This window comes from Microbispora sp. CA-102843, from assembly GCF_050936215.1.
Lineage (GTDB): Bacteria > Actinomycetota > Actinomycetes > Streptosporangiales > Streptosporangiaceae > Microbispora.
In genome coordinates this window covers 3,260,278-3,286,190 of sequence record NZ_JBNJNF010000001.1, presented here as the reverse complement: position 1 = coordinate 3,286,190, position 25,913 = coordinate 3,260,278, and the positions used below count along the sequence as shown (strand labels likewise).

Sequence of the window (25,913 nt, the reverse complement as noted above, 5' to 3'; positions counted from 1 at the left end):
CCCCTCCGTCGCGTCACCGCGTCACCTAACCACGGCGCGGACGCTCAGTCCCAGCCCGGCATGTTCCAGAAGTCGTCGGCGGCGGCCTTGGGCTGCGCCTTGGGCTGGGCCTTGGACTTGGCCTTGGCGACGGCGGGCTTCGCCTTGCCGGCCTTCGGCATGCCCCAGCCCTGGAGCGGCCGCGCCCAGGCGCCGGCGTCCTCGTCGTCGGCCTGCTTGCTCGGCGGCTTGCCCGCGAAGTCGTTGCCGGACAGCTTGGTGTACGTCGGCTGGTTGGACGTGGGGTGAAGGAAGATGTCCTGCGGCTGGCGCTGGCCGTTGTTCTTGCCGGTGGCGGGCATCGTGAACATGGAGCCCGGCGAGCCGTTCGCCTGCTGCCCGTTCATCGGGCCGCCGGCGGGCCTGCCGCCCACCACAGGGACGCCGGCCAGCGGGTTGCCCCCGGCGGGACCGCCGGCCGGCTGCGCGCCGGCCTGCCGGCTGTCGGCCGTGTCGCCGCCGGGCGCCTGCCTGCCGGTCGTCGAGTTCTGCGGGCCGTTCCCCATTGGGCCGTTCGCCCGGCTGGCGGGCTCGTCGTCCGCCATGAACGGGCCGACCTTCGCGCCCTTGTCCAGGATGTCCAGGGTCTTGGACGCGACGAAGTCCGGCTCCTCCGGGTGGTTCATCGCCATTGCGGCGATCTGCTTGCCGGGCGACATCGGCTCCTTGGCCGACAGCGGAGCCGGGTCCGCCGGTGCGGGACCGGACAGGAGAGCCGCGGCGAGCACGGCAGTACAGAGAGGCATGAGAATTTCCCCCGAAATCCGATGGACGGTACAAGGACGAAGGTAAACGCACGATGCCGGGCGATCACGGACCCGATGCTCAGTGTCCGGTCAAATAAGAGGATCAGCCGCTTCAGGACATAGGCCACAGGCCACCCTGCTCACAGAAACTCCGCAGTCTGATTAAAAGGGTTATTGACTACAAAAGGCGAAATAGGCCCACATAGGGCGTACGCACTTCTCGGAGCGCGTTTGAGAAGTGTTCTCGCGAGAGCGCGGGCCGCCCGCGGGTGGCCCGCCGAGGGCGGCGAGCAGGCCGGGCAGGGCCAGAGTTTGGTGGGCGTGGGCCGGCCAGGTGGGGTGTGGGGAAAGTCGTGGTCGATGGCCCAGGCCGGCGGACCCAAGGACGGCAGCGTCCACTTCACGGGCGCCTGGTGGCTGGTCACCGTCCGGCGTTGAAGCCCAACGATTCGGACGACCGGGAACCACGGGGCGCACCTTCGGGGAAACGGCACGGGGGCGAGCCGCGAGCGGCTCACCCCCGTTCAGGCTGTCGCAGGACGACGGCCGGTTACTTCGGCATGAGGACCTTGTCGACCTCGTAGACGGTGGCATTGCTCGTCGCGATGTTCCCGCAGGTCACAGCGGCGTCGTTGACCTTGAGGCTGGAGTCGGAGCCCGAGACGGTGAGCTTGCGGCCCTCAAGGGAGGTCAGCTCGCCGTGCATGTCCGCCGGTGCCTTGCGTCCCTTGACCACGTGGTAGGCCAGCAGTCCCCTGAGCGACTTGCGGTTCGACATCAGCTGTTCGAGCTGGCTCTTCGGAATCTTGCTGAACGCGTCGTTCGTGGGCGCGAACACCGTGATGTCCTGGGCGGAGTTGAGCGTCTCGGCCAGCCCGGCCTTCTTCACCACGCGCGCAAGCGTGGACAGCGACGGGATGTCGGAGAGCGCGGTGCCGACCGGCACCTTGGCCAGTTCGGCGGGGCTGCCCTTGCCCGAGGCCGGGAGCGAAGAGCAGCCCGCTCCGACGGGCGACCCGGTGACCGACGGCGACGCGGAGGGGCTTTCGCTCGCCTCGGCGCTGGGGGTCTCGCTGGCCATGTCCGTGGCGGTCTCGTTGGCCGCGACCGGAGCCGCGGGATTGCCGCCGCCCTGGCTACCGCACGCCGCGGACATCGAAAGCGCCGCGGTCAGGGCGGCAAGGGCGAGCAGACGGGTATTCATGATCGTGCTTCCTTAGTCGTGGAAAGGTCGTTGCTGGGTGGCGGGTCGGGTGCGTGATGAGACAAGGAACGGACGCACCGATCGGTCCTGGGACCGGACGCGGTGCCCGGCGTGCCACCCGCACGACCGCCCGCGCCTTGCGACCCCTGCGGACGGCACACCGGAAGAGCCCGCCACACCGGCTCAGGACCGGTGTGGCGGGCCGATCAGACGGGCCGGTCACACGGGCCTCTTCCGTCAGGCCGTCTGGGGCGGGCTCACCGGTCGCGCGGCCGCTGATGCTGGCGGGGCCGGTTGATCGTCTTCTGGTGCGCCGTCTTCTGCTCGTTCCTGGGCAGCGGATAGGACCTGGTCGTCTGGACCCCCTGCACCGGGCGGAAGGTGAACGGCTGCGGCGTCTCTTCGGGCTTGCCGGAAGCGAAGACGGGCTGGATGAAGACGTCGCGTGTCTTGGGATCGATCACCGGAACGAACCTGGTCTCGGTCTCCGCTCCGGCCGCCCTGCCGTCCGCTCTGTCGCTCGCCGTGCCATCCGCCGTCGCGGCGGGCCGTCCGGTGTCCGCGCCGCCGGCTCCGGGCTCACTCGCCCCGGCCGGCGACCGGGGAGCGGCGGTGGTGTCGTTGCGCCTGCCGTCCGTCCCGCTGGGAGCCATCCATGGCGGCGCCTGGGGGAGGGTGAACGGAAACTCCCCGGCCTGCGTCGCCATGCCGGGCGGCGACGCGAATTGCGGCCGGCCCGTGGACGGCCGCGCGGCGTTGTTGTCGTCCGTGGTGGCCCTCGTCCCGGGCGGGGCCGGGTCCGGCGGCACGGCGGCCGGCCCGGAGAGCAGGGCGGCGGCCAGTACGGCTGTGCAGAGAGGCATGAGACTCCCCCGAGGTCATGGATGGTACGAGCACGACGGTAAGCGCCGCACCGGGGAGTGATCACGCATCCGACGACCAATGTCCGGTCAAGCATGTTGATCGGGCGCTTCACCCGCAAAGATCCCGTCGCGCCCGCAAGCGGCCTCGGTACGCCGTCGGAGGAGGCCGTCGGAGGACGCCACCGCGGTCGTGATCACCGGTGGATGACGCCGTGCCGCACGGGCTGGAGGGCCCTCAGGTGAGGAGCGGAACGGGCTCAGTCCGGCAGCCTGACCTCGATCGGCACCACGATCGGCGGGTGCGAGGACGGGTGCGGCACGGGCCGGCGCTCGAAGTAGTGCTCCAGGGCGCCCCGGAGCCGGTCGAGCGCCTCGTCGACCGTGTGCCCTTCGCAGGCCACCTCGACCTGGACGCACCGTGCGCAGTACAGGCCACCGTCCTCGGGAGTGACGGCCGCCGTCAGCCGCACGATCCGTCCCATGCCCCCACCGTGCGCGGGAGCGGACCGGGGTAATCCCGGCGCGCGGGCAACAGTACGGAGATTCCCCCGCAGGCTCCGGCTCGCGCGCGGTTCGTACCGGAATTTTGCCTGATAGGGAAGCACGCCTGCGCCCTGCCGCGAGGACGTCGTGTTCCCTCGGGTAGGGCCGGGCGCATGGGCGAGAAGGACAAGAAGCAAGAGCCGTCGGTGGGCGACGAGGTCACCTGGAAGAGCCACGGCGGCACCGCGACCGGCAAGGTCGAGAAGAAGATCACCGAGCGCACGGAGGAGGCGGGCCGCACCGTGGCCGCCTCACCCGAGGACCCGCAGTTCCTCGTGCGCAGCGAGAAGAGCGGCGGGACGGCGGTGCACAAGCCGTCGGCCCTGCACCCGAAGGAGTGACGCGGCCGCCGGCAGGAGACAGATTCCGGCCGCCCCCCTACTCAGGACCGGCTCGACGCGCTTGGGCCGGTGCTCACCTGCGTCACCTCGTGGAACACCCTCTACGCGGACAAGGCCCTCGATCAGCTGAAGTCCGAGGGGTACCCGCCGGCCGAGGCGGATGTGGCGTGCCTGTCGCCGTTCGTCCGTCAGCACATCGACGTGATCGGCACCTGTTCCTTCACCCGGCCCGACCTCGGCCCCGCTCAGTCGGACCTCCGTGCTCTCTCAGCCGGCGTGAAGGATCCGTAGGCGATCGGGTTCCACCGGATCTCGATCAACGACGTGGATTGGCGGCCAAGCCCATTGCCAAACGCTGATGCCTGGCGTGCGAGAGAACCGGATCTGCCCGCGGGTGCCTTCGACTGCGACGCGCGCCCAGGATTCGGCAGTGCGCGCCCGGTCCGCGCCGTGAGAACGCAGCACATCGGCGAGGACAGCGACCGTGTCGTAGCCCTCAAAGGCGACGAAGGAGGGCGCTTCGGCCAGCCGCTCGCGCAGGGCCGTCTCGACTCGGGCACCGAGGGGGCTGAGACGCTCGGGCAGGTAGCGCAAGAACGGGATCGCGGCGCTGTCGTCGCCCAGCGACGTCGCCCATTCGGCGAACTCCGGTTGCCCGGCCGGAGCACCAAGCATGATCTCGGAGAGGCGCCGGTCGCGGCGGACAGCCTTGACGATCGACACTGCCGGCTCCGGGTGGCCGACCAGAAGAAGGAGGGCTGTCGCGCGATTGCCGACGAGTTCGTCGCACACGGCGGCGGGGGCGAGCGCGGGCATGTCGAGTTCGATGACGGTGCCGCCGCGCGGAGCGAGGTAGTCCCGCAGAATGCGGGCCCCAGACGCCCAGTAGACACTCGGCTCGGCTGCTACGGCGATGCGCCTGTGGCCCGCGCCGAGGAGGAAGTCCGCGTAGATCCGCCAGCCGTGGGACTGCGCCGGGGCGAGGCGCGCGACCCATTCCGTCGGCTGTTCGGTGAGCGCGTCGAGAACCGCTGACGAGCAGAGGAACGGCAGGCCGAGGGCGTCGGCCCTGGCGGCGGCGGCACGAGCGACGACGCTGTGATACTCCCCCGCCAAGGCGGCCACGCCCAGGCGAGCCAATTCATCGACGGCCGCCGCGGCCCTCTGTGCATCAGCCGCGGTGTCTCGGACCACCAGCTCGAGTGGTCTTCCGACGATCCCGCCGGCGTCATTGACTTCGCGAACGGCCAGCTCGAGTCCAGCGAGCAAGTGCCGGCCTGCCTCGACCCAGCCAGGCCGAGTCAGCGGAACGAGAGCGCCGATCTGGACGGCTGATCCGTCAGTCCGCTCCGCTCCATGTGGCGACGATGGCATATTCATGCGTTGGCGTCTCCCATGTGAAGATTCGTTGCATTATGCCCGGATCGCAGAGGGTGAGCGCACCTTGGTGACCATGCCGGACATTGCACACCGTGGCCGCAGTGGGCGACTCCAGACCGCTGGAGCCGCCCCTGGACGAGGCGCGTTTCGCACGGATGCTTGAGGGGATCGCGCGCCGCGGCTACATCCCCGCTAGTCCCCCGCCATTAGGACCTGTTTCGAAGTCCGCTGACTGACGGCGTGTCGTGCCCGGACAAGCAGTGAGGTCTCCGGTAGAGGGTTCATCGACCAAGAAGAACCTGAACACCGGAGACCTCGTTGGCCACCTTAGCGGTGACGAGGCGGTTCGACCTGACCGATGCGCAGTGGGCCCGGCTGGAGCCGCTGCTGCCTGCGCCGAGCAGACCAGGGCGGCCGTCGAAGTGGACCAAGCGGCAGCTCATCGACGGGATCCGGTGGCGGGTACGGGTCGGGGCTCCCTGGCGGGACGTGCCGGAGTGCTACGGCTCCTGGCAGGCGGTGTACGCCCTGTTTCGACGCTGGCAGCGGGCCGGTGTCTGGCAGAAGATCCTCACCCGGCTGCAGGCCCTGGCTGATGCCGCCGAACTGATCGGCTGGCAGGTCGGGGTGGACTCCACCATCGTGCGGGCCCATCAGCACGCGGCAGGCGCGCGGCGCGATCCGCGTCTGCAGGCCGAACCGCCGGGTGGGGTGAGCACCGAGCCGGTCGACCACGCGCTGGGACGCTCACGCGGCGGCTTGTCGACCAAGCTGCACCTGGCCTGTGAGCAGGGCCAACGGCTGCTGTCGCTGGTGCTGACCGCCGGCCAGCGGGGCGATGCACCACAGTTCCAGGCGGTCATGGCCGGCATCCGCGTCCCCCGGCTCGGGCCCGGCCGGCCCCGTACCCGGCCTGAGGTCGTCCGCGCCGACAAGGCCTACTCCTCCCGGGCGATCCGCGCCTACCTGCGCCAGCGCGGGATCAGATGCACCATCCCCGAACCAGCCGATCGCATCGCCGCTCGCCTGCGGCGCGGCAGCCGCGGCGGTCGTCCCTTCACCTTCGACGCCCGCGACTACCGCGCCCGTCATGCTGTGGAATGTGGCATCAACCGGCTCAAACGCCACCGCGCCATCGCGACCAGGTACGACAAACTCGCCGTCCGCTACCAAGCCGCCATTCTCATAACCGCGATAGACGACTGGCTCACCAGGCTTTGAGACAGGCCCTAGTCCCCGGCCATCACGGTGAAGGTGAACCCGGCACTCGTCGGACGGCGCAGCGGAATGTCGCACTTGATCCGGCGCAGCACCTCGTTCCTGCTGAGACCGAGCCCCTGCGCGATGAGCCGCTCCGGGCGCACCGGCACCGGATCCTCGAAGACGACCTCCACCTGGACCGGCCACGCCTCGTCGAGCCATGCCGACGGGGTGTCCAGCCGCCAGGCCCCCCTCCAGTCCAGAGTGAAGCGGTTACGCCGGGCGAGCAGCGGATCCAACAGCGTGGACGCCACCAGCTCCGGATCGTTGGCGTGGTAGCCGTCGAGCTCGGCCAGATCGAAGGATCTGACCGGCGCTCGCTCGTACACGGTGAGCTTGCTCGTCCGACCGCAGGACACGCAGCGGACCAGCAGCCACACGTCCAGCAGCCTGCCGTTGGCGTTGACGCGGAACCTGCCCTCGCCGGTGGTGGCCGACTCCGACCGACAGTCCACGCACCGCAACGACAGCAGAGGCAGCCTGGTTCGACGAACGACCCAGGGCAGCACAGTATGAGGTTGTGAAGACATGATCTCTCTAGACCTGACACAAGGCCGATTGCGCGCGGCCTCAAACGCTGTATGACCGGGCGCCGCACAAGGGCAGCCCGGCAGAGCCGACGGGAGGGTCGGCTTGAAGGTGAGCGGAAGAAGGTGTCAGGTCTAAAGAGCAGGCGGGGTCACGCGCTTGTGTCCTCTGTCCTCACTACGACGGGCCGCAGGCACCCTACGAGAACCGAAAGGAAGGCTCAAACGGTTTTCCGGCGGAGGTGGTCCCTGTCGCTTGAGTTCACCGGCCTTGCTGCCGCATCACGACCGCTCGCTATCGCCACTGGCCGATTGGTTGCCGCTCACGGGCGGGCGCGCGCCGGGGGTCGCGCCCGCCGTACCGGCCCTAGTTGAGCGTCTTCTTCCAGTGGAAGCCGCCGGGCAGGTTCACGGTGAGGGTACGGCGCCCGTCCGCCGTCCTCGTGACGCGGAAGGCGCGCCCGCCGAAGCTGTGCCCGACACCGCCGCGCGAGAGGTTGAGCCTGAACGGTCCCATCTTGATCGATTTTCGGTAGCTCCAGCCCATGGTCCCTCCATGATTTTCCGTGCCCTTGCGACTACCCGGGAAGACGATCAGCACACCGGCCGGCCGGATCACCTCCGTTTACGAGCGTGCCGTGGGGTATGGCCCGAGACGCCCGCCCGAGACCGGAAGGAGCGATCCCATGGGACACGCCGGAGTGATGCTGGAGACCTATCCCGCCGACCTCGGCGGTGTGGACAGACAGGTGCTCGCGAACTGCATCGAGGCCTGCTTTGACTGCGCGCAGACCTGTACGGCCTGCGCGGACGCCTGCCTGAGCGAGCACGCGGTGGCGGAACTCGTCCGCTGCATCCGCACCAACCTCGACTGCGCCGACATCTGCGCGACGACGGGCCGGGTGCTGTCGCGGCACACGGGCTACGACGCGAACCTGACCCGCGCCCAGCTTGAGTCGTGCGCGCAGGCGTGCCGCAGTTGCGGCGACGAGTGCGGTCTGCACGCCCACGTGCACGAGCACTGCCGGGTCTGCGCCGAGGCGTGCCGGCGCTGCGCCCAGGCCTGCAACGAGTTGCTGGCCGCACTCGGCTGAGCGCGGCCGCCCCCGCGGCGCCCCCACGGCACGGCTACGCCCGCCCCGCCGCACGCCGTTTGCCGGTGCGATGACATGGCCGCGAGAGGAACCGTGTAAAAACGGTGCCTATGGCAAAGGAAGCGGACGAGGAGCCGACCGGCGACGACCTGGACGCCGTCACCGCCGCCGTGCTCACCGCCTCGCGCGTGCTCGTCGCGATATCGGCGCGGTCCCTCGCCGCCGCGGAGGACAGGGTCACCCTGCCGCAGTTCCGCATGTTGATGGTGGTCGGACAGGGCGAGACCAAGCTGGTGACCCTGGCGGAGAAGCTGGGCGTGAATCCGTCGACCGCCATGCGCATGGCGGGCCGCCTCGCCGTCGCCGGCCTGCTGAAGCGCGAGGTGAATCCGCAGAACCGGCGCGAGACGCTGCTGCGGCTGACCGACAACGGACGGCGGATCGTGGACGAGGTCACGGCGCGGCGCAAGGAGGAGATCGCCTCGATACTCACGCGGATGCCGGCGTCCCAGCGGCAGGCCCTCATCGTCGCCATGCGGGAGTTCAACGACGCGGCGGGCGAACCGCCCGCCCGCATCGCCTTCCCGCTCGGCTGGCCCGGCCCGTCCTCCTGACCTACCGCGTCACGCGGCTCCCTCTCAGCGGATTCAGCAGCCGGAGGCGGCGCAGGCCCCGGGGATGAGCCCGGGGGCTCCGTCGGCGCCCGAGGGCACCTCACCCTGGTTCTGGCTGCCGCCGCCCTTACTACCGCCCTTCGAGGCGCCGCCCGTCTTGCCCGACGAGCCGGTCCCGGCCCGGTCCGCGCCGGCGCTCTTCCGGCCGGAGGAGGAGCCGCCGCCCGAGGAGCCAGAGGCGGTGTCCGCCCCGCTCCCGCCGGGTGCCTGCGCTCCGCCGGAGCCGTCCCCGCCGGACCCGATCGCGCCCTGATCGGCCGAGCCCGCCGAGTCCTGTCCGCCCTCCGCGGCGGCACCGGCGTCGTCACCGGCGGAACCGCCGTCCTGGGCGGGAGCCGCCGACTGCCCCGCGCCGCCCGCGGCGGGCGAGTCCGCGGGGCCTGAGCCGCCGCGGAGCGCGAAGCCCGCTCCCCCGGCGGCCAGCACGGCGACCAGGGCCACGGCGGCGATGACGACGGGCTTCCTGTTCTTGGTCGTGGTGCTCGGCTCCTCCTGGCTGGAGAGGATCTCCTGCCGGAACCGATCATCCTGGCTCGCCTGTGACGGGACGCGCCCTTGCATGTGAGACAACTCCCAGCGGTCGTTTCAGGGGAAAGCTCCACGGCTTCCGCGGGTGGTTGCCCACACTAACCCCACTGGTGACCAAATCTCACAAATACCTGCAAACAATCATGAATCTCCCAGGGTTTCCGTCGGTCGCGCCACGTCAGCGGCTGTGCGTCGCGGCGCTGTGGTAGTCGGTGTACGTGTAGGGGTTGTCGAGGATCTTCGTCTCGGGGATGTCGGGGTTCATCCCCTTCTGCCATGCCTCCTCGCCCAGCGTCGAGCGCAGGTACTCGACGGTCCGCTCCACCTCGCGGCGGGCCGCGGCGAGGTCCACGCCGACCAGGCGGTGCTCGTGCTTCACCACGCGGCCGTTGACGAGGACCGTGTGCACGTCGCCGCGCTGCGCCTGGAACGCGACGTGCCCGTACGGGTTGAGCAGCGGGAACGACACGGGCGACGCGTCGTTCTTGATGAGGACCAGGTCGGCCTTCCTGCCGGCCTCGATGCCGCCGAGATCGTGCTCGCGGCCGATGGCCCGGGCCCCGCCGCGCGTCGCCCAGTCCACCACCTGGTCGGCGCGCAGGCTGCAGTGGGTGACCGTCTCCCCCTTGGCGTGCGCCTCCATGTGCTCCCGGGAGCGGTCGGCGCCGAGCGTCGTGCGCATCGCCGAGAACAGGTCGCCGCTCCACCAGACGCTGGTGTCCATCGACAGCGAGACCGGGATGTCGTGCGCGCGGATGGCCCAGGTGGGCGGGTAGCCCTGGCCCGCGCTCTGCTCGCTCTCGGTGGAGACCGAGATCGAGCCGCCGGTGGCGGCGATGCGGTGGTAGGAGTCCGCCGACAGCGAGGCGGCGTGGACGTAGACCGTCTCGGGCGTCATGAAGCCGTGCTCGTACATGAGCCGGATGCCGTCGTCGCTGGTCGCGCCCCACACACCCGCGTGGGTCGTGACCGGGACGCCGAGATCGCGGGCCACCTCGAAGGCCGGCTTCTCGGGGAAGGCCGGATCGCCGGTGACGTCGAAGGCGATCTGGAAGCCCAGCAGGTCGTCGCCCGTGATGCGGCGCCGGACGAAGTCGCGGAACTCCGGCGCGCCGGTCCACTCGGCCGGCGGCGCCTGGATGTTGCCGTAGGCCAGCACGAACCGGCCGGGCACCGCCTGCAGCGCGTCCACCGCCGCGTCGGCGTGGTCCACGGTCCGCAGCCCGTGCGACCAGTCCACGACCGTGGTGACGCCGGCGTCGATCGCCTCGATCGCGGCCAGCAGGTTGCCCGCGTGCACGTCCTCCGGCCGGAACAGCTTGCCGTACTCCAGGTAGTACCAGACGAAGTACTGCGTCAGCGTCCAGTCGGCGCCGTAGCCGCGCATCGCCGTCTGCCACATGTGCCGGTGAGTGTCGATCATGCCGGGCATGACGATGCCGTCGGTGGCGTCGACGACGACGGCGCCGTCCGGCACGGGCAGGTCAGGCCCCACCTCCGCGATCCGGTCGCCGACGACGAGGACGTCGGTGCGGGGCAGCACGCTGTGTCCGTCGTCCATCGGCAGCACCGTGCCGCCGCGCAGCAGCACGGGCCGGTCCGGCCCGAAATCGGTCGGCTCGCTCATCGTCGAACTCCTCTCCCTCCCACTGGCTGAGCGCCTCAGCGATCTGCGAACAGTTGTCCGCTATACGGTCAGCGCTGCTTCCGCTGTTACTTTCCCGAGCACCGCCCCTGCTGTCAACCATGGATTTCCCGCATCGTCCTGCGACGAAGTGCCGGTCGTGCATTTGACGAGCGGACCGCCTGTGCCAGAATCGGCGTCACGGACTCATGTCCGTTCAGCGGACACTGCTGTTACAGCGAGGAAGGGGAGCCGGATGACAGACGACACCGCGCCCGAGCGGGGAGGCGGGCCGCTGTCCGGCGTGCTGGTGGCCGACTTCTCGCGGGTCCTGGCCGGGCCGTACGCCACGATGCTGCTGGCCGACATGGGCGCCGAGGTCGTCAAGGTCGAAGGGCCCAAGGGAGACGACACCCGCACCTGGATGCCGCCCGTGCGCGGCGACGTGTCGACGTACTACCTGGGAGTCAACCGGGGCAAGCGGTCGATAGCACTCGACCTGCGGGACGCGGAGGACGCCCGGGTGGCCCGGGAGCTGGCCCGCCGCGCCGACGTGCTGGTGGAGAACTTCAAGCCGGGCGGGCTCGCCAAGTACGGCCTTGACTACGCGTCGGTGAGCGCGGCCAACCCCGGCGTGGTGTACGCCTCGATCAGCGGGTTCGGCTCCGGCGCGGGCCGCGACGTGCCCGGCTACGACCTCATGGTGCAGGCCATGTCGGGCCTGATGAGCCTCACCGGCGATCCCGACGGGCCGCCCTACCGCGCGGGGATCTCGGTCTTCGACGTGATGGCGGGCAACCACGCCGCCATCGGCGTCATCGCCGCCCTGCGCCACCGCGACGCGACCGGGCAGGGCCAGCACGTCGAGGTCAATCTGCTGTCCTCGGCGCTGACCGGCCTGGTCAACCACAGCTCCGCGTACGTCGCCGGCGGCGTCGTCCCCTACCGCATGGGCAACGCCCACCCGAGCGTGTTCCCCTACGAGCCGCTGCCCACGGCCGACAACGACATCATCGTCGCGGCCGGCAACGACGGCCAGTTCCGCAAGCTGTGCGAGGTGCTCGGCATCCCGGAGATCGCCGACGACCCGCGCTTCGCGCGGATGGCCGACAGGACCGCGCGCCGCGAGGAGCTGCGGCCCATCCTGGTCGGACGGCTCGCCATGCGCGGCGCACTGGAGTGGTTCGAGCTGCTGGTCGCGGCGGGGGTGCCGTGCGGGCCGATCAACACCATCGACGGCGGGTTCGCCATGGCCGAGCGCTTCGGGCTCGACCCGATCGTGGAGGTGGGCGAGGGCGACCGCGCGGTCCCGACCACCCGCCACCCGATCCGGTTCTCCGCGACCCCCGCCGCCTACCGGCTGCCGCCGCCGGAGCTGGACGAGCACGGGGACGATCTGCGCAAATGGCTGACTCAGGAGGAGGACGACGATGTCTGACGGTCCGGAGATGATCGAGCGGCCGTCGTACCCCACGGCGCAGTATCCGACAGCCTTGGGGGCGTCCTCGCTGAAGTCGATCACCCTGCTCGGCTGCGACCTCGCCGAGGACGTGATGGGGAAGGTCGGGTTCGGTGAGCTCGCGTTCTGGCTCGCCACCCAGCGGCGGCCCACGCCGGGCGAGACCCGGGTGTTCGAGGCCGTGCTCGCCGCGCTGGCCGACCACGGGTTCACCCCGACCGCGATCGTCACCCGGCTGACATACCTGTCCGCGCCCGACTCGATCCAGGGCGCGCTCGCGGCCGGGCTGCTCGGCGGCGGGTCGCGGTTCCTCGGCGTGACCGAGGACTGCGGCCGGTTCCTGCACGAGGTGCTGGCGGCGCACGACGGGCCGCTGCCGTCCGACGACGCCGGCTGGGACGCGCTGGCCCTGGAGACCGTACGGGCGCGGCGGCAGGCGAGGCGGTTCATCCCCGGCCTCGGCCACCACGTGCACAAGGAGGGCGACCCCCGCACGCCCCGGCTGCTGGAGATCGCCGCCGAGGAGAACCTGTTCGGACCGCACCTGTCGCTGTTCGCCGCGATCGGCCGCGTGCATCCCGAGGTGCTGGGCAGGAAGCTGCCGCTCAACGGCGCGGGCGTCTGCGGCGCGGCGCTCGCCGACCTCGGCCTGCCGCTCGAACTGCTGCGCGGCTTCGCCCTGCTCGCCCGTACGGCCGGCCTGATCGGACAGCTCGCCGAGGAGCTGCGCCGCCCGGTGGCCAACGAGATCTTCCTGTCGGTGGACCTCAACAACCGGTCCGTCGACCCCGAGCCCTACGCCCCTGACGCCACTGGAGGTTCGCATGGCTGAACTGGTCGCGGTGATCGCGTCCACCCATCATCCGTTCTACTACCGCGCCAGCACGGCCACCGGCGAGGACCGCCCGCCGTTCGCCGACGAGTGGGTGCGCAAGGTCGAGGCGTTCCGCGAGACCCTGACGAAGGCGCGGCCCGACGTGCTGGTCATGGTCGGTTCCGACCACTTCCACCAGCTCTGGCTCGACAACATGCCGCAGTTCCTCGTCGGCAAGGCGCCCTTCTACGACGCGAACTGGTACAACGAGGAACGCGAGTTCGGCCTGCCCCGGATGTTCTTCACCGGCCAGGAGGACCTGTCGGCGTACATCCTGCGGGAGGGCCTGGACGCGGGCTTCGACCTGGCCTTCTCCAACGAGCTGCGGATCGACCACTCGATCACCTGCCCGATCATCACGCTCCGGCCGCAGAACGACCTGCCGATCGTGCCGATCTACACCAACATCTTCGCCCCGCCGCTGCCGCGGCCGAATCGGTTCGTGCAGCTCGGCCGTACGATCCGCGAGCTGGTGGAGTCGTGGCCGGCGGACAAGCGGGTGGCGGTGATCGGCACCGGGCACCTGTCGCTGGAGCTCGGCGGACCGCGCCAGTTCGGCCCGCACGGGCCCGATCCCGAGTTCGACCGCAAGGCGGTCGAGTGGATCTCCTCCGGCGACATCGAGGGCTGTCTGTCGGAGGTCACCCTCGACAGCCTCCACCTGCCCGGCAACGCCACCCACGGCTTCATGGACTTCATGCTGATGATGGGCGTGGCCGGCGAGGGCGCCAAGGCCGACTACGTCGACACCTACGACCTGTTCCACACCATGGAGGCCTACTTCACCTGGTACCCCAACGGAGGCGTGGCGTGAGCAAGTACCTGCTGAACAAGTTCCTGTTCACCGTCGACCGCGATCCGGAACTGGTCGAGCGCTACCGTGAGGACCCCCGCGCCACCGTGGAGTGGTGGGAGGCCGAGTACGCCAACCGGCTGCTGAACTGTCACGGCGGGGAGGCGTCGACCTGGCTGCGCTTCGAGGACGCCGAGCGCGAGGCCCTGACGGGCCACGACTACCCCAAGTTGTTCGAGCTGGGCGCGCACCCGTTCCTCACGCTCACGCTGTTCATCGCGATGTTCGAGCGCGACCACGAGCCGATGGGCTTCCAGACCGAGTACGCCCGGCGGCTGGCCCACATGACGATGCCGTACCCCGACATCGCGACGTGACAGGACCTGCCCGCCGCCGAAGGCGGGCCGGGCGGCGAGGCGCCGGGCACGCCGTGCGGGGCGTACCCCGGCGGCTCTCGCCGATGACGATGTGCTTCAGCGAGATGTACTTCGGCGAAAGGTGGAACATGCGGGCGGCACAGATCGTGGAACCCGGCAGGCCGCCGCTGGTGGCCGACCTGCCCGTGCCCGTCGCCGGGCCAGACGAGACGCTGGTCGAGGTCGTCGCCGCGCCCGTCACGCCGCTCGACCTGCTCTGCGCGACCGGCACGTCCTACTTCGGCAGGCCGCGCACGCCGTACGTGCCGGGGGTGCAGGGGGCCGGCGTCGCGGACGGGCGGCCGGTGTGGTTCGCGACCTCGGCCGGAATGGCCCCGGGCGACGGCAGCATGGCGCAGGTGGCGGCGGTGCCCGCGCGCGACCTCGTCGAACTGCCCGCGGAGGCCGACCCGGTCGCGGTGGCCGCGCTCGGGCTCTCGGCCGTCGCCGCGCACATGGCGCTGACCTGGCGCGGCGAGCTCGCCCCCGGCGAGCAGGTGGTGGTGCTCGGCGCGGGCGGCGTCGTCGGGCAGGCCGCCGTACGGCTCGCGCGCATCGCAGGCGCCCGCAGGGTCGTCGCGGGGGCCCGCTCCCCCGCCGCCGGGGAACGCGCCCGGCAGGCGGGCGCGGACGCCGTGGTGACGCTCGACACCGGCGACGTCGCCACGCTGGCCGCGCGCTTCGCCGAGGCCTGCGACGGGCCCGCCGATCTGGTGCTCGACCCGCTCTTCGGCCCGGCGGCGGCCGCCGCGGCCCGTGCCCTGGGTCAGGGAGGCCGCTGGGTCAACCTCGGCTCCTCGGCGGACGAGAACTGCCCGATCGACTCCTCCACGCTGCGCAGCAGGTCGCTGCGGCTGCTGGGATACACCAACAACGAGCTGACCCCCGAGCAGCGGGCCGCGTCGATCGTCTTCGTCGCCGAGCAGGCGGCGCTCGGGCGGCTGGCCGTCGCCCACGAGGCGGTCCCTCTGGAGGAGGCCGGGGACGCCTGGCGACGTCAGGCGGCCGGCACCGCCTCCGGCAGGATCGTCCTGATCCCAGGGACCGCTATCTAGGAGGCGGTGACCTGCGGGACCGACTCGTAGAGCGCCCAGTCGGCGCTGATCGCGCCGGCGGTCTTCAGCAGCAGCGGCAGGTGCTCCTCGGTCAGCTTCTCCAGCGAGGTCTCTGCGGCGTGGCTGTTGACGTTCACGGCCGCGATGACGTTGCCGGAGCCGTCGCGCAGCGGCGCGGCCACCGACCGGATCCCGAGGGCGAGCTGCTCGTCGGTCAGCGCCCAGCCCTTCGCCCGCACCTCGCGCAGCAGGGCGTCGCGCTCCTGCGCTCCGGGCCGCCATCGCGGCTCGATGCCCGACCGGCTCGGCTCGGCCAGCACCCGCTCCAGCTCGTCCGGCGGCAGCGCGGCCAGCAGCACCTTGCCCAGGGACGTCTGCATCGCGGGGAATCTCGTCCCGATCTGCACCGACAGGGCGACGATCTTCGGCACGGCCACCCGGGCGACGTACACGATGTCGGACCCGTCGAGCTGCGCGATCGACGACGACTCGTGCGTCTGGGCGACCAGCTGTTCCAGGTGCGGCCGGGCCACCTCCCACAGGCCCATAGAACGGACGTAGGAGACGCCGAGTTCGAGCACCCGCGGGGTAAGGGCGAAGCCGCCCTGCGCCGAGCGGGCGTACCCCAGCTCCTGCAGCGTGAGCAGAATGCGCCGCGCGGTGGGCCGGGCCAGGCCGGTCGCCGCCGCCACCTCGGTCAGGGACATCACCGGGCGCGCCGGCTGGAACGCCCTGATGACATCGAGGCCGCGCGCGAGCGCCTCGATGAAGTCAGGTCCGGTGTCGCCTCGTGCCATGAACGCCTCTTCCGCTCGAACTCGCCGAGTCAACTTTAGACCCAGCTTACGGTTCGCTGTCCGCCTGACGGCGGTCTGCGTGGTCCGAGATGCCAACTTCACATCGTCGTAACGCGGCGGTCGGCGGCGCCACGTCCCTGACATGACCGCTGAACGGACCTGTGTCCGCTCATGCGGCGGCGCCATGACAGAGCCGCGAAAAATGTGTCCGGCGGACATGTCCGGAGGATCGCCGGAGTTCTAGCGTGCGCGGAAAGGATCGATGCGCCAGGTCACCCGAGGAGCCCCCCCATGGTCACGTCCTTTCCCGCCCGGCCGCCGCGAGCGGCCCTCTCCCTCACGACCCTCCTGCTCGTCCTGGCCGGCCTGCTCGGCACGGCCCTGACCGCCCCGCCCGCGCGGGCCGCCTCGCTGGTGCAGGTCGGCTCGTTCGGGTCCAACCCCGGCAACCTGGCGATGTACGCCTACCGCCCGGACGGCCTGCCCGGCGGCCGGCCGCTCGTGGTGCTCCTGCACGGCTGCACGCAGAACGCGAGCGGCTACTTCGCCAATTCCGGGTGGCGCACGTACGCCGACCAGTGGGGCTTCGCCCTGGTGCTGCCGCAGACCTCCAGCGCCAACAACTCGTCGAGCTGCTTCAACTGGTTCCAGACCGGCGACACCACGAGGGGGCAGGGCGAGGCCGCGTCCATCCGCGCCATGGTGGCGTACGCGGTCGCCGAGTACGGGACCGACCCCTCACGGGTCTACGTGTCGGGATTGTCGGCGGGCGGGGCGATGTCCGCCGTCATGCTGGCGACATACCCGGACGTCTTCGCCGCCGGATCGATCGCGGCCGGCCTGGCCTACCGCTGCGCGAGCAGCCTGACCGAGGCGTCCGGCTGCCAGTACGGCCCGACGAGCAGAACCCCGCAGCAGTGGGGTGACCTGGTGCGGAACGCCTACCCCGGCTACACGGGGCGGTACCCGCGGGTGGCCGTCTGGCAGGGCCAGTCCGACTACACGGTCGTCCCCGCCAACGGCGCCCAGTTGCGCGACCAGTGGACGAACGTGCGGGGCGTCTCCCAGACTCCCGCCTCCACCCGGTCGCTCACCGGCGGCACCACGCTCAAGGTGTACGGCGACGACGACGTACGCCTCTACGAGATCAGCGGCATGGGCCACGGCCTGCCGGTCGATCCGGGCAACGCCGCCGACCAGTGCGGCGCCACCGCAGCGTACTTCCTCGACACGATCTGCTCGGCCTACCACGACGCCCGCTTCTTCGGCCTCGACGGCGGGGCCCAGCCCAGCCCCAGCCCCACGCCCACCATCACGCCCAGCCCCTCGCCCAGCGTCACACCCAGTGCCACGCCGCCGGGCGTGTGCGTACGGGCCAGCAACTACGCCCACACCACCGCCGGTCGGGCGTACCAGTCCGGCGGCTACACCTACGCGAAGGGGTCGAACGACGCGATGGGCCTGTGGAACACCTTCACCACGCACGCGCTGCGCCAGACCGGCCCGGACTACTGGGTGCTCGCCGACGGCCAGTGCTGATCCACCGCATTCCTGCCGGCCGCGCCCCGCGCCCTGCCCGGCCGCGCGGGGCGCGGCCCACGCGTCATGCGCTCCCGGCTGGGAGGGGCTCGCCCGTCTCCAGCAGGGTCTTGAGTGCGGACAGCACCTGAGGCCAGCCCTCGCCGACCATCTCCCGCACGGTGCTGCCGGGATCGAAGCCGTCGTGGACGACGGTCAGCTTGACCGTCTCCCCCACCGGCTCGATCTCGAACGTCACCCGTGACCTGCGCTCCGTCTTCAGCCTGGCGAGCACGTCCTCCCCCAGACCGACCGCCTCGGCCCACTCGGGCGTGAAGGAGTGCCAGGTGTACGAGAGACGGCGGCCGGGCTCGGATTCGATGACGACCTGCTCGGGATCGGCGATCGCTACGCCGCCCTGATGCCACGTCATCGGCGCCCCCGCTCGCCAGTCGGTGTCGAAGGACAAGCCCCAGTAGCGCCGGGTGAAGGCGGGGTCGGTCAGGGCCTGCCACAACCGCTCGGGCGTGGTCCTGATGTAGGTGGTGTAGACGAACTCGGGGTTGCCCATCGGTTCCTGCTCCAATGCGTTCTTGAGATCGGCAAGAGCACGGGCCCGCTCGCGGTCGAACCTGCTCATCCAGCGGTCCGCGATGGCGTTGACGGGCACGGCGTTGAGGTAGTGCAGCTTCTCCCGGCCACGCCACACCGTGGTCACGAGGTTCGCCGCCTCGAGCACCGCCAGGTGCTTGCTGACCGACTGCCGCGCCATGTCCAGCCCCGCGCACAGCTCACGCAGCGTCTGGCCGTTGCGGGCGTTCAGGCTGTCCAGCAACCGGCGGCGACTGGCGTCGGCCAGCGCCTTGAACACCTCGTCCATCTTCCCCATCCCGAACACGCAGCCATTTGGCTGCACGAAATATATGCAGCCCTTTGGCTGCATGTCAACGTCTCCCGCTGGCCGCCTCACCGGGCGCGGAGCAGGCGAGAACCGCCGGAGGAATGACCGGCATCCGGCCGGGAACGTCCCGACAGCAGGGGTCTCCTCGGAGGTGTCCGATGAAGAGACGTGTTCTGCCGGCGGCCCTGCTGGCGGCCGGTCTGCTGGTCGGCGTGACCGGCGCGTACGGCTCCGCCGCCCGGGCCGGGACGCCGGCCCCGCCCGCCGCGCTCGCCGTGTCCGCCATCACCGCGCCGGCGGCCGACCACAACGACCAGGACGTCATGTTCGCCCGGATGATGATCCCGCATCATCGTCAGGCGGTGGAGATGGGGAGGTTGGCCGAGAACCGCGCGGCGGACCCCCGGGTCGCGCGGCTCGCCCGGCGGATCGAGGCCGCCCAGGCTCCCGAGATCCAGACGATGAGCGGCTGGCTCACGGCCTGGGGTGAGCGGGTGCCCGGCGAGAGCCCCGCACCGGCGCACCACGCCATGCCCGGCATGATGTCCGCCGAGGACATGCGGCGACTCGAAGGGCTGTCCGGCCGGGCCTTCGACCGGGCCTTCCTCACGATGATGATCCGGCACCACGAGGGCGCCGTCGCCATGGCGCGCGACGAGCTGCGCGCCGGAGTCTACGAGCCGGCGCGGCGGATGGCGGCGTCCATCGTCTCCAGCCAGTCGGCCGAGATCAGGGAGATGAAGGGCCTGCTGGGTCAGGCCGCCGCGACCCCGTACGGCGGGCCGTCGCCGCACCGATAAGGGAGGTCACCCGCGCCTGCGATGGCGTCCGCGGGACGTCGCCGCCGTGGTCTTGACCCGGAGCCCGGTCACGGCGGTGGAGACCACCGCGAACAGCAGACCGGCCGGCAGGACGGCGTCGCCGGGCGACCACACGACGTCGAGGGACTGCCCCTGCGTGGCCGCCATGTTCCTGGTGGCCGGCCCCGCCGCGCCCTGGACGCTCGCGTGCACGGCCGCCACGGGCTGGATCGTCACCGGCGCCTTCGGCGTCACCTTGACCTTGCGCGGCAGGCCGTACCCGACGATCTTGCTCTTGTCGCGTACCTTCCGCTTCAGCCACACGCCGTCGACGTTGCCCTCGATCGTGTGGACCTTCCCGCCGACGACCTTCTCGACCACGCCGACGTGGTCGATGTCGCGGATTTTCTTGGACCCCGACCAGGCGAAGAAGACCACGGCGCCCGGCTCGGGCCTGTCGCTCCAGGCCTGGTGCTTCTTGAACCACTTGGCGTGCCGCGTGGTCAGCGCGAACTCGCCGACGTGGTCCTGCACCCCGGCACGGTCCGCCGCCCAGGAGACGAACATGTCGCACCAGGGGGCGGTCTTGAAGTCGGGGTCCTTGGCGACGTTGTCGGCGTACCACGCGCCGAACTTCGTGTGTTTCCCGGCTCGTTCGCGGTAGCCCAGTTCCGGGCGGACGGCGTCGAGCAGCTGTCGAGCTATCGGATCGGTGGAAATCGGAGGCTCCTCATGGCGCGCTTCGAGACATGACGAACCGGCCCGCGGGGCGTGACGGCATGACGGCATGGCCGTCCGAGGACACTGCCGCGGCGGGGCGGAATCAGAAACGGGAGATGTGGCAGCCCGTCACGGGCGCGCCATCACCCCGGAAGCCTGGAGACGTTCCAGGGCTGGCATGTGGTCCGGCGATGCGACGCGGACCGGGTGGGCAGGTGGAGCCGACACTCCACGCGCTCTCCTCTCCTTGGCCGCCTACCGGGTTAGCTGACGGGTTCGGGCCAGGAGTAGCCCTACCGGATGGTCCGGATTCACCCCAAGAGACGTGGGTCCCCGGTTCCCGGGATCGATGACTTCCGGGATTCGGCGGTCGCCGGTCGTCCTCGGGTTGAGGACCGCTCACCGGCGAGATACACGGGAAGCTTAATAGATAACAAGTAAGACACGGCCAAAACCGGCAAACGGCATGATTCTGGCCGCCACCGTTCCGTGCTTCCGCAGGTCCTCACGGTCGCGGGCCGCCCGCGGTGACATGCGCCACACAGCCGTACGGCACTCGCGCCCGCCCCGTCCGCCCGGCGGGCGGGGTCGGAGGCCACACACCCGGGCGGCCGTCCCCCCGAACACGCCGACAGCGCCTGGCGGGCGGCAGTTCGCCCGCCAGGCGCGATCAGGCGGCGGGGTCAATCAGCAGGGTCCAGTTCCTTCCACAGCTCTCCGGGCACGGGCGTGGCGGCGAGGTCGAGGTCCTCCCGGACCTCCTCCGCGCTGCGCGCGCCGATCAGGACCGTGGTGACGGCCGGATGCCGGTGCGGGAACCGCAGGGCCGCGGAGGGCAGCGGCACGCCGTAGGACGCGCAGATCCGGCCCAGCTCACGCGCCCGCTCCAGCACGGCGGGCGGGGCGGCGTCGTAGTCGTAGGTGGTGCCGCCGGTGAGGACTCCGCTGTTGAACACCCCGCCTGCGACGACGGCGACGCCGCGCCGTTCGCATTCGGGCAGCAACTCCCGCGCGGCGGAGCGGTCGAGCAGCGTGTAGCGTCCCGCGACCAGGACGGCGTCGAGGTCGGTCTCGCGGACGAAGCGAGTCAGCATCTCGGCCTGGTTCATCCCGGCGCCGATCGCGCCGACCACCCCCTGGTCGCGCAGCTCGGCCAGCGCCGGGTACGCCTCCCCGGCGGCCTGCTCCCAGTGGTCGTCCGGGTCGTGGATGAACACCAGGTCGAACCGGTCGAGCCCGGTCCGCGTCAGGCTGTCGTCCAGCGAACGCAGCACGCCGTCGCGGCTGTAGTCCCGCACCCGCACGTAGCCGGTGCGGCCGGGGAACCCCTCCTCCTCGCCCTGGCCGGGCACCAGCACGCGGCCCACCTTCGTGGAGACGACCGCCTCCCCGGCGGCGTCCCCCGGCAGGCCGCGCAGGAAGCGTCCGAGGCGTTCTTCCGCCAGCCCGGTCCCGTAGTGCGGCGCGGTGTCGAAGTAGCGGATCCCCGCCTCCCACGCGGCGGCCAGCGCCCGCTCGGCCTCTTCCTCGCTGACCGGCGCGAACAGCCCGGCCAGCGGCGCGGTGCCCAGCCCGTACGGCCCGAGTGGGATCCTCACGGCGACACCGGCCTCAGCCGCAGGCCGGCCATTCCGCCGTCCACGGCCAGCTCGACCCCGGCCGTGGACCCCGCCCTCGGGCTGGCCAGGTACGCGACGGCATGGGCGACCTCCTGCGCCGTCACCAGGCGGCCGTGCGGCTGGCGGGCGCACAGCGCGGCGCGCTCGGCTTCGGGGTCGGGAGCGGCGTCCAGCAGCCGGCCTACCCAGGGGGTGTCCACGGTGCCGGGGTTGACGCAGTTGACCCGGATCCCCTCGCGGATGTGGTCGGCCGCCATCGCCCGGGTCAGCGCCAGCACCGCCCCCTTGGACGCCGAATACAGCGCCCGCTGCGGCAACCCGGCCGTCGCGGCGACCGAGCAGGTGTTGACGATCGCGGCGTGCGGGGACTCGCGCAGGTGGGGCAGCGCCGCCCGGGTCACCCGGGCGATCCCCACCACGTTGAGGTCGAACACGCGCAGCCATTCCGCGTCGTCGTTGTCGGCCACCGTGCCCTGCGCGCCGATGCCGGCGTTGTTCACCAGCACGTCGATCCGGCCGTACCGCTCCGCCACGGCCGACACCGCCCGCCGTACGGAGGCGTCGTCGGTGACGTCGCAGACGAACTCGGTGTCCTTCAGGTCCAGGACGGCGACCCGCGCGCCCCGCGCGGTCAGTTCCTCGGCGACCGCCTCACCGATGCCCGAAGCACCGCCGGTGACGATCGCCACCAGGCCGTCGAACTCTCCCCGGCTCATGCCACCCCCTCGCCTTGCGGCTCGGGGTCGCATGAGCGAAAGACACTGTGCCCACCGATTCGCTCGCTCCGCTCGCTCATGCCACCCCCTCGCCTTGCGGCTCGGGGTCGCATGAGCGAAAGACACTGTGCCTACCGATTCGCTCGCTCATGCCTGTCCCATCCGCTGGCGCTGGCGGCCGAGGCCGTCGATCTCCAGCTCCACCACGTCGCCCTCCCGCAGGTACGCCTCCGGGCCACGGCCGAGCGCCACGCCCGCCGGAGTGCCGGTGTTCACCACGTCGCCCGGCTCCAGCACCATGAACTGGCTGAGGTACCAGATCACGTGGTGCACGCCGAAGATCTGGTTCTTGGTGTTCCCGTTCTGGCGGAGCTCGCCGTTGACCCACAGCCGCAGGCCGAGCGCCTGCGGGTCGCCGGCCTCGTCCGCCGTCACCAGCCAGGGACCGAGCGGGTTGAACGTCTCGCACGACTTGCCCTTGTCCCACTGGCCGCCGCGCTCGTTCTGGAACTCCCGCTCCGACACGTCGTTGGCGATCGCATACCCGGCGATCACCTCGGCCGCCGCCTCAGGGGATTCCAGGTATCGGGCCGTACGGCCGAGGATCACCGCCAGCTCGACCTCGTAGTCGGTCTTGACGCTGCGCCGAGGCACCAGCACCTCGTCGTCGGGGCCGACGAGCGTGTTGGACGCCTTCATGAACACCACCGGCTCGGCGGGGATCGCCGCTCCGGTCTCCTCCGCGTGGTCGGAATAGTTGAGCCCGATACAAATGATCTTTCCGGGCCTGGCGACCGGCGCGCCCACCCGCTCGTACGGCCCGGCCTCGGGCAGCCGGCCCTCGGCGAGGGCCGACCGCACCCGCTCGACGCCTCCTCCCGAGAGGAACGCGCCGTCGATGTCGGTCGTCAGCGACGACAGGTCGAGCACCCGGCCGTCGGGCGCGAGCACGCAGGGCCGCTCCTCGCCCGCCGGTCCCACTCTCAGCAGTTTCACGATCGCCTCTTCCGAAATACACCCGATGTATCGGCCTGCCGAGCCTGCCACAATCGTCCGGTCCACGTAAAGACCGGACCGTTCTGGCGTGGCGACGACGGGCATCAACGCCGCATTCATCGGATCATTGTTAGGCAGTTGGCTTAGTTAGCCAAGCTAACTACTAGGGTTGGTTCCCGGGCGCCGCCATCTCACGGGCAGCGCTGTGACCAGAGGGGAAAGGACTGTCAATGACGGACGCGATGTGGGCCGGCACGGTCGCCGTGACCGGGCACGAAGGCGCCGGCCTCGAAGCGTACGCGGCCCGGCCGCTCGACTCCCGCCCCCACGGCGGGGTCGTGGTGATCCACCACCTGCCCGGCTACGACGAGGCCACCAAGGAGATCGTCCGCAGGTTCGCCGCGCACGGCTACGCGGCGATCTGCCCCAACCTGTACTCCCGGGAGGGCGCCGGCGTCAGCCCGGACGACCAGGCCGCCGCGGTCCGGGCCAAGGGGGGCGTCCCGGACGAGCAGCTCGTCGGCGACGTCGCCGGCGCCGCGGCCTACCTCAAGGGCCTGGAGCACGCCAACGGCAAGATCGGCGTCATCGGCTACTGCTCCGGTGGCCGGCAGACGTTCCTGGCCGCCTGCTCGCTCCAGATCGACGCGGCCGTCGACTGCTACGGGGCCTTCGTGGTCACCGCGCCGCCCGCCGGATCCCAGCTCAAGGCCGAACCGCTGATCTCCCGGGCCGCCGATCTGTCCTGCCCGCTGCTCGGGCTCTTCGGCGCGGACGACAGGTTCCCCTCGCCTGACGAGGTGGAAGTGCTCTCCGCGAAGCTGGACAAACTCGGCAAGGAACACGAGTTCCACGTCTTCCCCGACGCCGGCCACGGGTTCTTCTCCGTGGACCGCCCCGCGTACCGGCCCGCCGCCGCGGTGGAGGGCTGGAAGAAGGTCTTCGGTTTCTTCGGCCGCCACCTCGCCGCCTGAGGAGAACAGGGATGTGCACCTATCTCACCGAGAAGATCCGGATCGACGGCGCCGCCAAGGGGGCGTCGGGCTGGTTCACGGTCACCGACGGCATGGTCTACGTCGACCACCCCTACCACGCGTGCCAGGAGCACACGGTGAACATCGACCTCACCAATCCGGCCGAGGGCCCGTCGGCCCGGGTCGCGATCGAGCTCACCGAGGAGGCGGCGCTCGCCCTGGTGGAGGCCATCCACAAGGCCCTGGCCGCGGCGCCGCCCGGGCTCGCGTCGGCCGCCCGCCGATCCGCCCCCGCCTGATCCTGCCCTGCCTGATCCTGCCCCGTCTGATCCTGCCCCGTCTGATCCTGCCCCGTCCGCCGGCCGCGCGGCGCCCGCCGGGGGGGAGCGGGCAGGGGCCGTGGACGGCCGGCGGTCGGCGCGGGTCAGACTTCGAGCGACATGTACAGGCGGGTGCCCCCCGGCCGGAAGCCCACGCGTTCGTAGACCCGGCGCGATCCCTCGCCCCCGTACTCCAGCCACACCGACCGTGCTCCCCTGGCGAACATCGCCTCGGCGAGCGTGGCGGTGACCGCGGCGGCGATGCCCCGCCCGCGGAAGCCGGGGCGGGTGCCCACCCCGGCGAGCTCCGACGTCTCCACGGCCGGAGCGGAGCACATGGCCGCTCCGGCGCAGCCGCCGCCGGGCGCCCGGACGAACCGGACCGCGCCGCCGCTCTCCTCCGTACGGCGCAGCCGGGCCGCGCCCTCCGGCGACGAGGGGAACTCGCCGCCGAACGCCTCGGAAAGGGCGGCGTCGATCGCCGCGTAGTCCTCGTCCGTCGACGGCGTCTCCACCGGCAGCGTGGCCCGCGGCCTCGTCAGCGTGGCCGGGGTGCAGACGAGGTAGTCGTGCACCGCCTCGACGGTGAACCCCGCCTCGCGAAGAGCGGGCTCCACGACGGGCGCGGCGTCCGGCGCGAACTCGAGACGAGGCTTGAGCCCGCGCTCGCGGAACGCCCCGATCAGCGCCGCGACGTCCCGCGCGTCCGGCCGGGCGCCGGGCAGGGGTGTCGCGTAGTTGACGTACGGGCTGGTGGTGCCGGGATCCACGCCTAGGACGAAGCCCCCGATCTCGACGACTTCGGGACGGCGGCGAAGGTTGGCCACGGCGAAATTCTGGACATCGATGCCCACGGTGATATCGACCTCACGAATGACAAGGTGAAGCGGTTCGCCCGCCGCTCGAAGCGGAGGGGTGAACGCGCGGGAAAGCCATCCCGGACGGGGATGGAGAAGGTGCGCAGGGCACCGTCACGTGGGGCCGCCGTGAGACGGTGAAGGCAGTGAACCGATGACGCGGAAGGCGCACCGGTCAGCGCCGACGGCGGCCGCTGTGGGACGCCGAGAACATAGGCTTCGTTCCTTTGCCGCATACGTGTGTGAAGCGCGCTCACTTTCCCACGCGGGTTCCT

The 25,913-nt window shown here is 71.2% G+C and carries 30 protein-coding genes, 1 pseudogene and 1 riboswitch; of the genes and pseudogenes, 15 read left to right on the top strand and 16 right to left on the bottom strand.

The window, feature by feature from the left end; all coding sequences use genetic code 11:
* Positions 1-44 precede the first annotated feature (44 nt).
* Positions 45-785 carry a hypothetical protein gene (locus ACQEVJ_RS15485; protein ID WP_433101445.1) on the bottom strand — a complete coding sequence of 247 codons (741 nt, stop codon included), beginning with the start codon at positions 783-785 and terminating at the stop codon, positions 45-47.
* A 231-nt stretch (positions 786-1,016) separates the two neighbouring features.
* On the opposite strand from ACQEVJ_RS15485, the gene ACQEVJ_RS15480 reads away from it, so the two are divergent.
* Positions 1,017-1,223, top strand: a complete 207-nt coding sequence (locus tag ACQEVJ_RS15480; protein WP_433101443.1) for a hypothetical protein — start codon at positions 1,017-1,019, stop codon at positions 1,221-1,223.
* A gap of 112 nt (positions 1,224-1,335) precedes the next feature.
* Here ACQEVJ_RS15480 and ACQEVJ_RS15475 read toward each other — a convergent pair whose 3' ends face one another.
* From ACQEVJ_RS15475 to ACQEVJ_RS15465, 3 genes are all read right to left on the bottom strand, one after another.
* On the bottom strand, positions 1,336-1,989 hold the full coding sequence (locus ACQEVJ_RS15475; RefSeq protein ID WP_433101441.1) for a fasciclin domain-containing protein: 654 nt from the start codon (positions 1,987-1,989) through the stop codon (positions 1,336-1,338).
* A gap of 257 nt (positions 1,990-2,246) precedes the next feature.
* Positions 2,247-2,852 carry a hypothetical protein gene (locus ACQEVJ_RS15470; protein WP_433101439.1) on the bottom strand — a complete coding sequence of 202 codons (606 nt, stop codon included), beginning with the start codon at positions 2,850-2,852 and terminating at the stop codon, positions 2,247-2,249.
* A gap of 257 nt (positions 2,853-3,109) precedes the next feature.
* The gene (locus ACQEVJ_RS15465) at positions 3,110-3,334 is read right to left on the bottom strand and encodes a type II toxin-antitoxin system HicB family antitoxin (RefSeq protein ID WP_433101437.1); all 225 of its coding nucleotides are present in this window, start codon (positions 3,332-3,334) and stop codon (positions 3,110-3,112) included.
* 174 nt (positions 3,335-3,508) lie between these two features.
* Here ACQEVJ_RS15465 and ACQEVJ_RS15460 point away from each other — a divergent pair, with 174 nt between their 5' ends.
* Both ACQEVJ_RS15460 and ACQEVJ_RS15455 read left to right on the top strand, forming a co-directional pair.
* Positions 3,509-3,736: a DUF2945 domain-containing protein gene (locus ACQEVJ_RS15460; protein ID WP_433101435.1), complete on the top strand. Its 228-nt coding sequence runs from the start codon at positions 3,509-3,511 to the stop codon at positions 3,734-3,736.
* Between the two features lie 48 nt (positions 3,737-3,784).
* Positions 3,785-4,027 (top strand): annotated as a pseudogene (locus tag ACQEVJ_RS15455) (Tn3 family transposase); the annotation flags it as partial.
* Here ACQEVJ_RS15455 and ACQEVJ_RS15450 read toward each other — a convergent pair.
* On the bottom strand, positions 4,004-5,110 hold the full coding sequence (locus ACQEVJ_RS15450; RefSeq protein ID WP_433112745.1) for an ABC transporter substrate-binding protein: 1,107 nt from the start codon (positions 5,108-5,110) through the stop codon (positions 4,004-4,006). The pseudogene ACQEVJ_RS15455 and the gene ACQEVJ_RS15450 overlap by 24 nt on opposite strands.
* Positions 5,111-5,434: 324 nt before the next feature.
* On the opposite strand from ACQEVJ_RS15450, the gene ACQEVJ_RS15445 reads away from it, so the two are divergent.
* Positions 5,435-6,337 (top strand): IS5 family transposase, encoded by a 903-nt coding sequence (locus ACQEVJ_RS15445; protein WP_433101433.1) that lies wholly within the window; start codon positions 5,435-5,437, stop codon positions 6,335-6,337.
* An 8-nt stretch (positions 6,338-6,345) separates the two neighbouring features.
* On the opposite strand, the gene ACQEVJ_RS15440 is transcribed toward ACQEVJ_RS15445, so the two are convergent.
* Positions 6,346-6,831, bottom strand: coding sequence for a DUF1062 domain-containing protein (locus tag ACQEVJ_RS15440; protein WP_433101431.1), 486 nt, complete (start codon positions 6,829-6,831; stop codon positions 6,346-6,348).
* Positions 6,832-7,270: 439 nt separating this feature from the next.
* A complete protein-coding gene (locus ACQEVJ_RS15435; RefSeq protein ID WP_433101429.1) occupies positions 7,271-7,450 on the bottom strand; it encodes a DUF4236 domain-containing protein in 180 nt (59 codons plus the stop codon).
* A gap of 139 nt (positions 7,451-7,589) precedes the next feature.
* Between ACQEVJ_RS15435 and ACQEVJ_RS15430 the strand changes: the two genes are divergently transcribed.
* Positions 7,590-7,997, top strand: a complete 408-nt coding sequence (locus ACQEVJ_RS15430) for a four-helix bundle copper-binding protein (RefSeq protein WP_433101427.1) — start codon at positions 7,590-7,592, stop codon at positions 7,995-7,997.
* Between the two features lie 110 nt (positions 7,998-8,107).
* The gene (locus tag ACQEVJ_RS15425) at positions 8,108-8,611 is read left to right on the top strand and encodes a MarR family winged helix-turn-helix transcriptional regulator (RefSeq protein WP_433101425.1); all 504 of its coding nucleotides are present in this window, start codon (positions 8,108-8,110) and stop codon (positions 8,609-8,611) included.
* A 33-nt stretch (positions 8,612-8,644) separates the two neighbouring features.
* On the opposite strand, the gene ACQEVJ_RS15420 is transcribed toward ACQEVJ_RS15425, so the two are convergent.
* Together ACQEVJ_RS15420 and ACQEVJ_RS15415 are read right to left on the bottom strand one after the other, a co-directional pair.
* Positions 8,645-9,232, bottom strand: a complete 588-nt coding sequence (locus tag ACQEVJ_RS15420) for a hypothetical protein (RefSeq protein ID WP_433101423.1) — start codon at positions 9,230-9,232, stop codon at positions 8,645-8,647.
* 145 nt (positions 9,233-9,377) lie between these two features.
* Positions 9,378-10,826: an amidohydrolase family protein gene (locus ACQEVJ_RS15415; protein WP_433101421.1), complete on the bottom strand. Its 1,449-nt coding sequence runs from the start codon at positions 10,824-10,826 to the stop codon at positions 9,378-9,380.
* 253 nt (positions 10,827-11,079) lie between these two features.
* Between ACQEVJ_RS15415 and ACQEVJ_RS15410 the strand changes: the two genes are divergently transcribed.
* The 5 genes from ACQEVJ_RS15410 (at position 11,080) to ACQEVJ_RS15390 (ending at position 15,420) form a co-directional block, all read left to right on the top strand.
* Complete coding sequence (locus ACQEVJ_RS15410; protein WP_433101419.1) at positions 11,080-12,261, top strand: CaiB/BaiF CoA transferase family protein; 1,182 nt, start codon at positions 11,080-11,082, stop codon at positions 12,259-12,261.
* Positions 12,254-13,114 carry a citryl-CoA lyase gene (locus ACQEVJ_RS15405; protein ID WP_433101417.1) on the top strand — a complete coding sequence of 287 codons (861 nt, stop codon included), beginning with the start codon at positions 12,254-12,256 and terminating at the stop codon, positions 13,112-13,114. Before ACQEVJ_RS15410 ends, ACQEVJ_RS15405 begins: the two co-directional genes overlap by 8 nt.
* Complete coding sequence (locus ACQEVJ_RS15400; RefSeq protein ID WP_433101415.1) at positions 13,107-13,970, top strand: extradiol ring-cleavage dioxygenase; 864 nt, start codon at positions 13,107-13,109, stop codon at positions 13,968-13,970. The genes ACQEVJ_RS15405 and ACQEVJ_RS15400 overlap by 8 nt, the downstream gene beginning before the upstream one ends.
* The gene (locus ACQEVJ_RS15395; protein WP_433101413.1) at positions 13,967-14,326 is read left to right on the top strand and encodes a hypothetical protein; all 360 of its coding nucleotides are present in this window, start codon (positions 13,967-13,969) and stop codon (positions 14,324-14,326) included. Before ACQEVJ_RS15400 ends, ACQEVJ_RS15395 begins: the two co-directional genes overlap by 4 nt.
* Positions 14,327-14,454: 128 nt before the next feature.
* On the top strand, positions 14,455-15,420 hold the full coding sequence (locus ACQEVJ_RS15390; protein ID WP_433101411.1) for a quinone oxidoreductase family protein: 966 nt from the start codon (positions 14,455-14,457) through the stop codon (positions 15,418-15,420).
* On the opposite strand, the gene ACQEVJ_RS15385 is transcribed toward ACQEVJ_RS15390, so the two are convergent.
* Positions 15,417-16,217, bottom strand: coding sequence for an IclR family transcriptional regulator domain-containing protein (locus ACQEVJ_RS15385; RefSeq protein ID WP_433101409.1), 801 nt, complete (start codon positions 16,215-16,217; stop codon positions 15,417-15,419). The genes ACQEVJ_RS15390 and ACQEVJ_RS15385 overlap by 4 nt on opposite strands.
* Before the next feature lie 291 nt (positions 16,218-16,508).
* Between ACQEVJ_RS15385 and ACQEVJ_RS15380 the strand changes: the two genes are divergently transcribed.
* The gene (locus tag ACQEVJ_RS15380; protein ID WP_433101407.1) at positions 16,509-17,756 is read left to right on the top strand and encodes an extracellular catalytic domain type 1 short-chain-length polyhydroxyalkanoate depolymerase; all 1,248 of its coding nucleotides are present in this window, start codon (positions 16,509-16,511) and stop codon (positions 17,754-17,756) included.
* A gap of 64 nt (positions 17,757-17,820) precedes the next feature.
* Here the strand turns inward: ACQEVJ_RS15380 and ACQEVJ_RS15375 are convergent, their stop codons facing one another.
* Positions 17,821-18,615, bottom strand: a complete 795-nt coding sequence (locus ACQEVJ_RS15375) for an ArsR/SmtB family transcription factor (RefSeq protein WP_433101405.1) — start codon at positions 18,613-18,615, stop codon at positions 17,821-17,823.
* A gap of 179 nt (positions 18,616-18,794) precedes the next feature.
* On the opposite strand from ACQEVJ_RS15375, the gene ACQEVJ_RS15370 reads away from it, so the two are divergent.
* A complete protein-coding gene (locus tag ACQEVJ_RS15370; RefSeq protein ID WP_433101403.1) occupies positions 18,795-19,436 on the top strand; it encodes a DUF305 domain-containing protein in 642 nt (213 codons plus the stop codon).
* A 6-nt stretch (positions 19,437-19,442) separates the two neighbouring features.
* On the opposite strand, the gene ACQEVJ_RS15365 is transcribed toward ACQEVJ_RS15370, so the two are convergent.
* The 4 genes from ACQEVJ_RS15365 to ACQEVJ_RS15350 form a co-directional block, all read right to left on the bottom strand.
* Positions 19,443-20,225, bottom strand: a complete 783-nt coding sequence (locus tag ACQEVJ_RS15365) for a CHAP domain-containing protein (protein ID WP_433101401.1) — start codon at positions 20,223-20,225, stop codon at positions 19,443-19,445.
* Positions 20,226-20,392: 167 nt separating this feature from the next.
* Positions 20,393-20,535, bottom strand: a riboswitch (cyclic di-AMP (ydaO/yuaA leader).
* A 304-nt stretch (positions 20,536-20,839) separates the two neighbouring features.
* A complete protein-coding gene (locus ACQEVJ_RS15360; protein WP_433101399.1) occupies positions 20,840-21,754 on the bottom strand; it encodes an aldo/keto reductase in 915 nt (304 codons plus the stop codon).
* Positions 21,751-22,491, bottom strand: a complete 741-nt coding sequence (locus ACQEVJ_RS15355; protein ID WP_433101397.1) for an SDR family NAD(P)-dependent oxidoreductase — start codon at positions 22,489-22,491, stop codon at positions 21,751-21,753. The genes ACQEVJ_RS15360 and ACQEVJ_RS15355 overlap by 4 nt, the downstream gene beginning before the upstream one ends.
* A 147-nt stretch (positions 22,492-22,638) precedes the next feature.
* Positions 22,639-23,487, bottom strand: coding sequence for a fumarylacetoacetate hydrolase family protein (locus tag ACQEVJ_RS15350; RefSeq protein WP_433101395.1), 849 nt, complete (start codon positions 23,485-23,487; stop codon positions 22,639-22,641).
* Between the two features lie 230 nt (positions 23,488-23,717).
* On the opposite strand from ACQEVJ_RS15350, the gene ACQEVJ_RS15345 reads away from it, so the two are divergent.
* A complete protein-coding gene (locus ACQEVJ_RS15345; protein WP_433101393.1) occupies positions 23,718-24,461 on the top strand; it encodes a dienelactone hydrolase family protein in 744 nt (247 codons plus the stop codon).
* Between the two features lie 11 nt (positions 24,462-24,472).
* Positions 24,473-24,760, top strand: a complete 288-nt coding sequence (locus ACQEVJ_RS15340) for a DUF6295 family protein (RefSeq protein WP_433101391.1) — start codon at positions 24,473-24,475, stop codon at positions 24,758-24,760.
* A gap of 125 nt (positions 24,761-24,885) precedes the next feature.
* Here the strand turns inward: ACQEVJ_RS15340 and ACQEVJ_RS15335 are convergent, their stop codons facing one another.
* Positions 24,886-25,608: a GNAT family N-acetyltransferase gene (locus tag ACQEVJ_RS15335; protein WP_433101389.1), complete on the bottom strand. Its 723-nt coding sequence runs from the start codon at positions 25,606-25,608 to the stop codon at positions 24,886-24,888.
* Positions 25,609-25,913: the final 305 nt, after the last annotated feature.

What these genes read in the sequence shown, in the direction of transcription:
- ACQEVJ_RS15450 (WP_433112745.1), bottom strand. Translation starts at nt 5,110, where the DNA reads ATGCCATCGTCGCCACATGGAGCGGAGCGGACTGACGGATCAGCCGTC.
- ACQEVJ_RS15460 (WP_433101435.1), top strand. Translation starts at nt 3,509, where the DNA reads ATGGGCGAGAAGGACAAGAAGCAAGAGCCGTCGGTGGGCGACGAGGTC.
- ACQEVJ_RS15365 (WP_433101401.1), bottom strand. Translation starts at nt 20,225, where the DNA reads ATGCCGTCATGCCGTCACGCCCCGCGGGCCGGTTCGTCATGTCTCGAA.
- ACQEVJ_RS15430 (WP_433101427.1), top strand. Translation starts at nt 7,590, where the DNA reads ATGGGACACGCCGGAGTGATGCTGGAGACCTATCCCGCCGACCTCGGC.
- ACQEVJ_RS15380 (WP_433101407.1), top strand. Translation starts at nt 16,509, where the DNA reads ATGGTCACGTCCTTTCCCGCCCGGCCGCCGCGAGCGGCCCTCTCCCTC.
- ACQEVJ_RS15475 (WP_433101441.1), bottom strand. Translation starts at nt 1,989, where the DNA reads ATGAATACCCGTCTGCTCGCCCTTGCCGCCCTGACCGCGGCGCTTTCG.
- ACQEVJ_RS15435 (WP_433101429.1), bottom strand. Translation starts at nt 7,450, where the DNA reads ATGGGCTGGAGCTACCGAAAATCGATCAAGATGGGACCGTTCAGGCTC.
- ACQEVJ_RS15400 (WP_433101415.1), top strand. Translation starts at nt 13,107, where the DNA reads ATGGCTGAACTGGTCGCGGTGATCGCGTCCACCCATCATCCGTTCTAC.
- ACQEVJ_RS15410 (WP_433101419.1), top strand. Translation starts at nt 11,080, where the DNA reads ATGACAGACGACACCGCGCCCGAGCGGGGAGGCGGGCCGCTGTCCGGC.
- ACQEVJ_RS15390 (WP_433101411.1), top strand. Translation starts at nt 14,455, where the DNA reads ATGCGGGCGGCACAGATCGTGGAACCCGGCAGGCCGCCGCTGGTGGCC.
- ACQEVJ_RS15415 (WP_433101421.1), bottom strand. Translation starts at nt 10,826, where the DNA reads ATGAGCGAGCCGACCGATTTCGGGCCGGACCGGCCCGTGCTGCTGCGC.
- ACQEVJ_RS15470 (WP_433101439.1), bottom strand. Translation starts at nt 2,852, where the DNA reads ATGCCTCTCTGCACAGCCGTACTGGCCGCCGCCCTGCTCTCCGGGCCG.
- ACQEVJ_RS15485 (WP_433101445.1), bottom strand. Translation starts at nt 785, where the DNA reads ATGCCTCTCTGTACTGCCGTGCTCGCCGCGGCTCTCCTGTCCGGTCCC.
- ACQEVJ_RS15355 (WP_433101397.1), bottom strand. Translation starts at nt 22,491, where the DNA reads ATGAGCCGGGGAGAGTTCGACGGCCTGGTGGCGATCGTCACCGGCGGT.
- ACQEVJ_RS15405 (WP_433101417.1), top strand. Translation starts at nt 12,254, where the DNA reads ATGTCTGACGGTCCGGAGATGATCGAGCGGCCGTCGTACCCCACGGCG.
- ACQEVJ_RS15370 (WP_433101403.1), top strand. Translation starts at nt 18,795, where the DNA reads ATGAAGAGACGTGTTCTGCCGGCGGCCCTGCTGGCGGCCGGTCTGCTG.
- ACQEVJ_RS15425 (WP_433101425.1), top strand. Translation starts at nt 8,108, where the DNA reads ATGGCAAAGGAAGCGGACGAGGAGCCGACCGGCGACGACCTGGACGCC.
- ACQEVJ_RS15345 (WP_433101393.1), top strand. Translation starts at nt 23,718, where the DNA reads ATGACGGACGCGATGTGGGCCGGCACGGTCGCCGTGACCGGGCACGAA.
- ACQEVJ_RS15465 (WP_433101437.1), bottom strand. Translation starts at nt 3,334, where the DNA reads ATGGGACGGATCGTGCGGCTGACGGCGGCCGTCACTCCCGAGGACGGT.
- ACQEVJ_RS15375 (WP_433101405.1), bottom strand. Translation starts at nt 18,615, where the DNA reads ATGGACGAGGTGTTCAAGGCGCTGGCCGACGCCAGTCGCCGCCGGTTG.
- ACQEVJ_RS15420 (WP_433101423.1), bottom strand. Translation starts at nt 9,232, where the DNA reads ATGCAAGGGCGCGTCCCGTCACAGGCGAGCCAGGATGATCGGTTCCGG.
- ACQEVJ_RS15340 (WP_433101391.1), top strand. Translation starts at nt 24,473, where the DNA reads ATGTGCACCTATCTCACCGAGAAGATCCGGATCGACGGCGCCGCCAAG.
- ACQEVJ_RS15385 (WP_433101409.1), bottom strand. Translation starts at nt 16,217, where the DNA reads ATGGCACGAGGCGACACCGGACCTGACTTCATCGAGGCGCTCGCGCGC.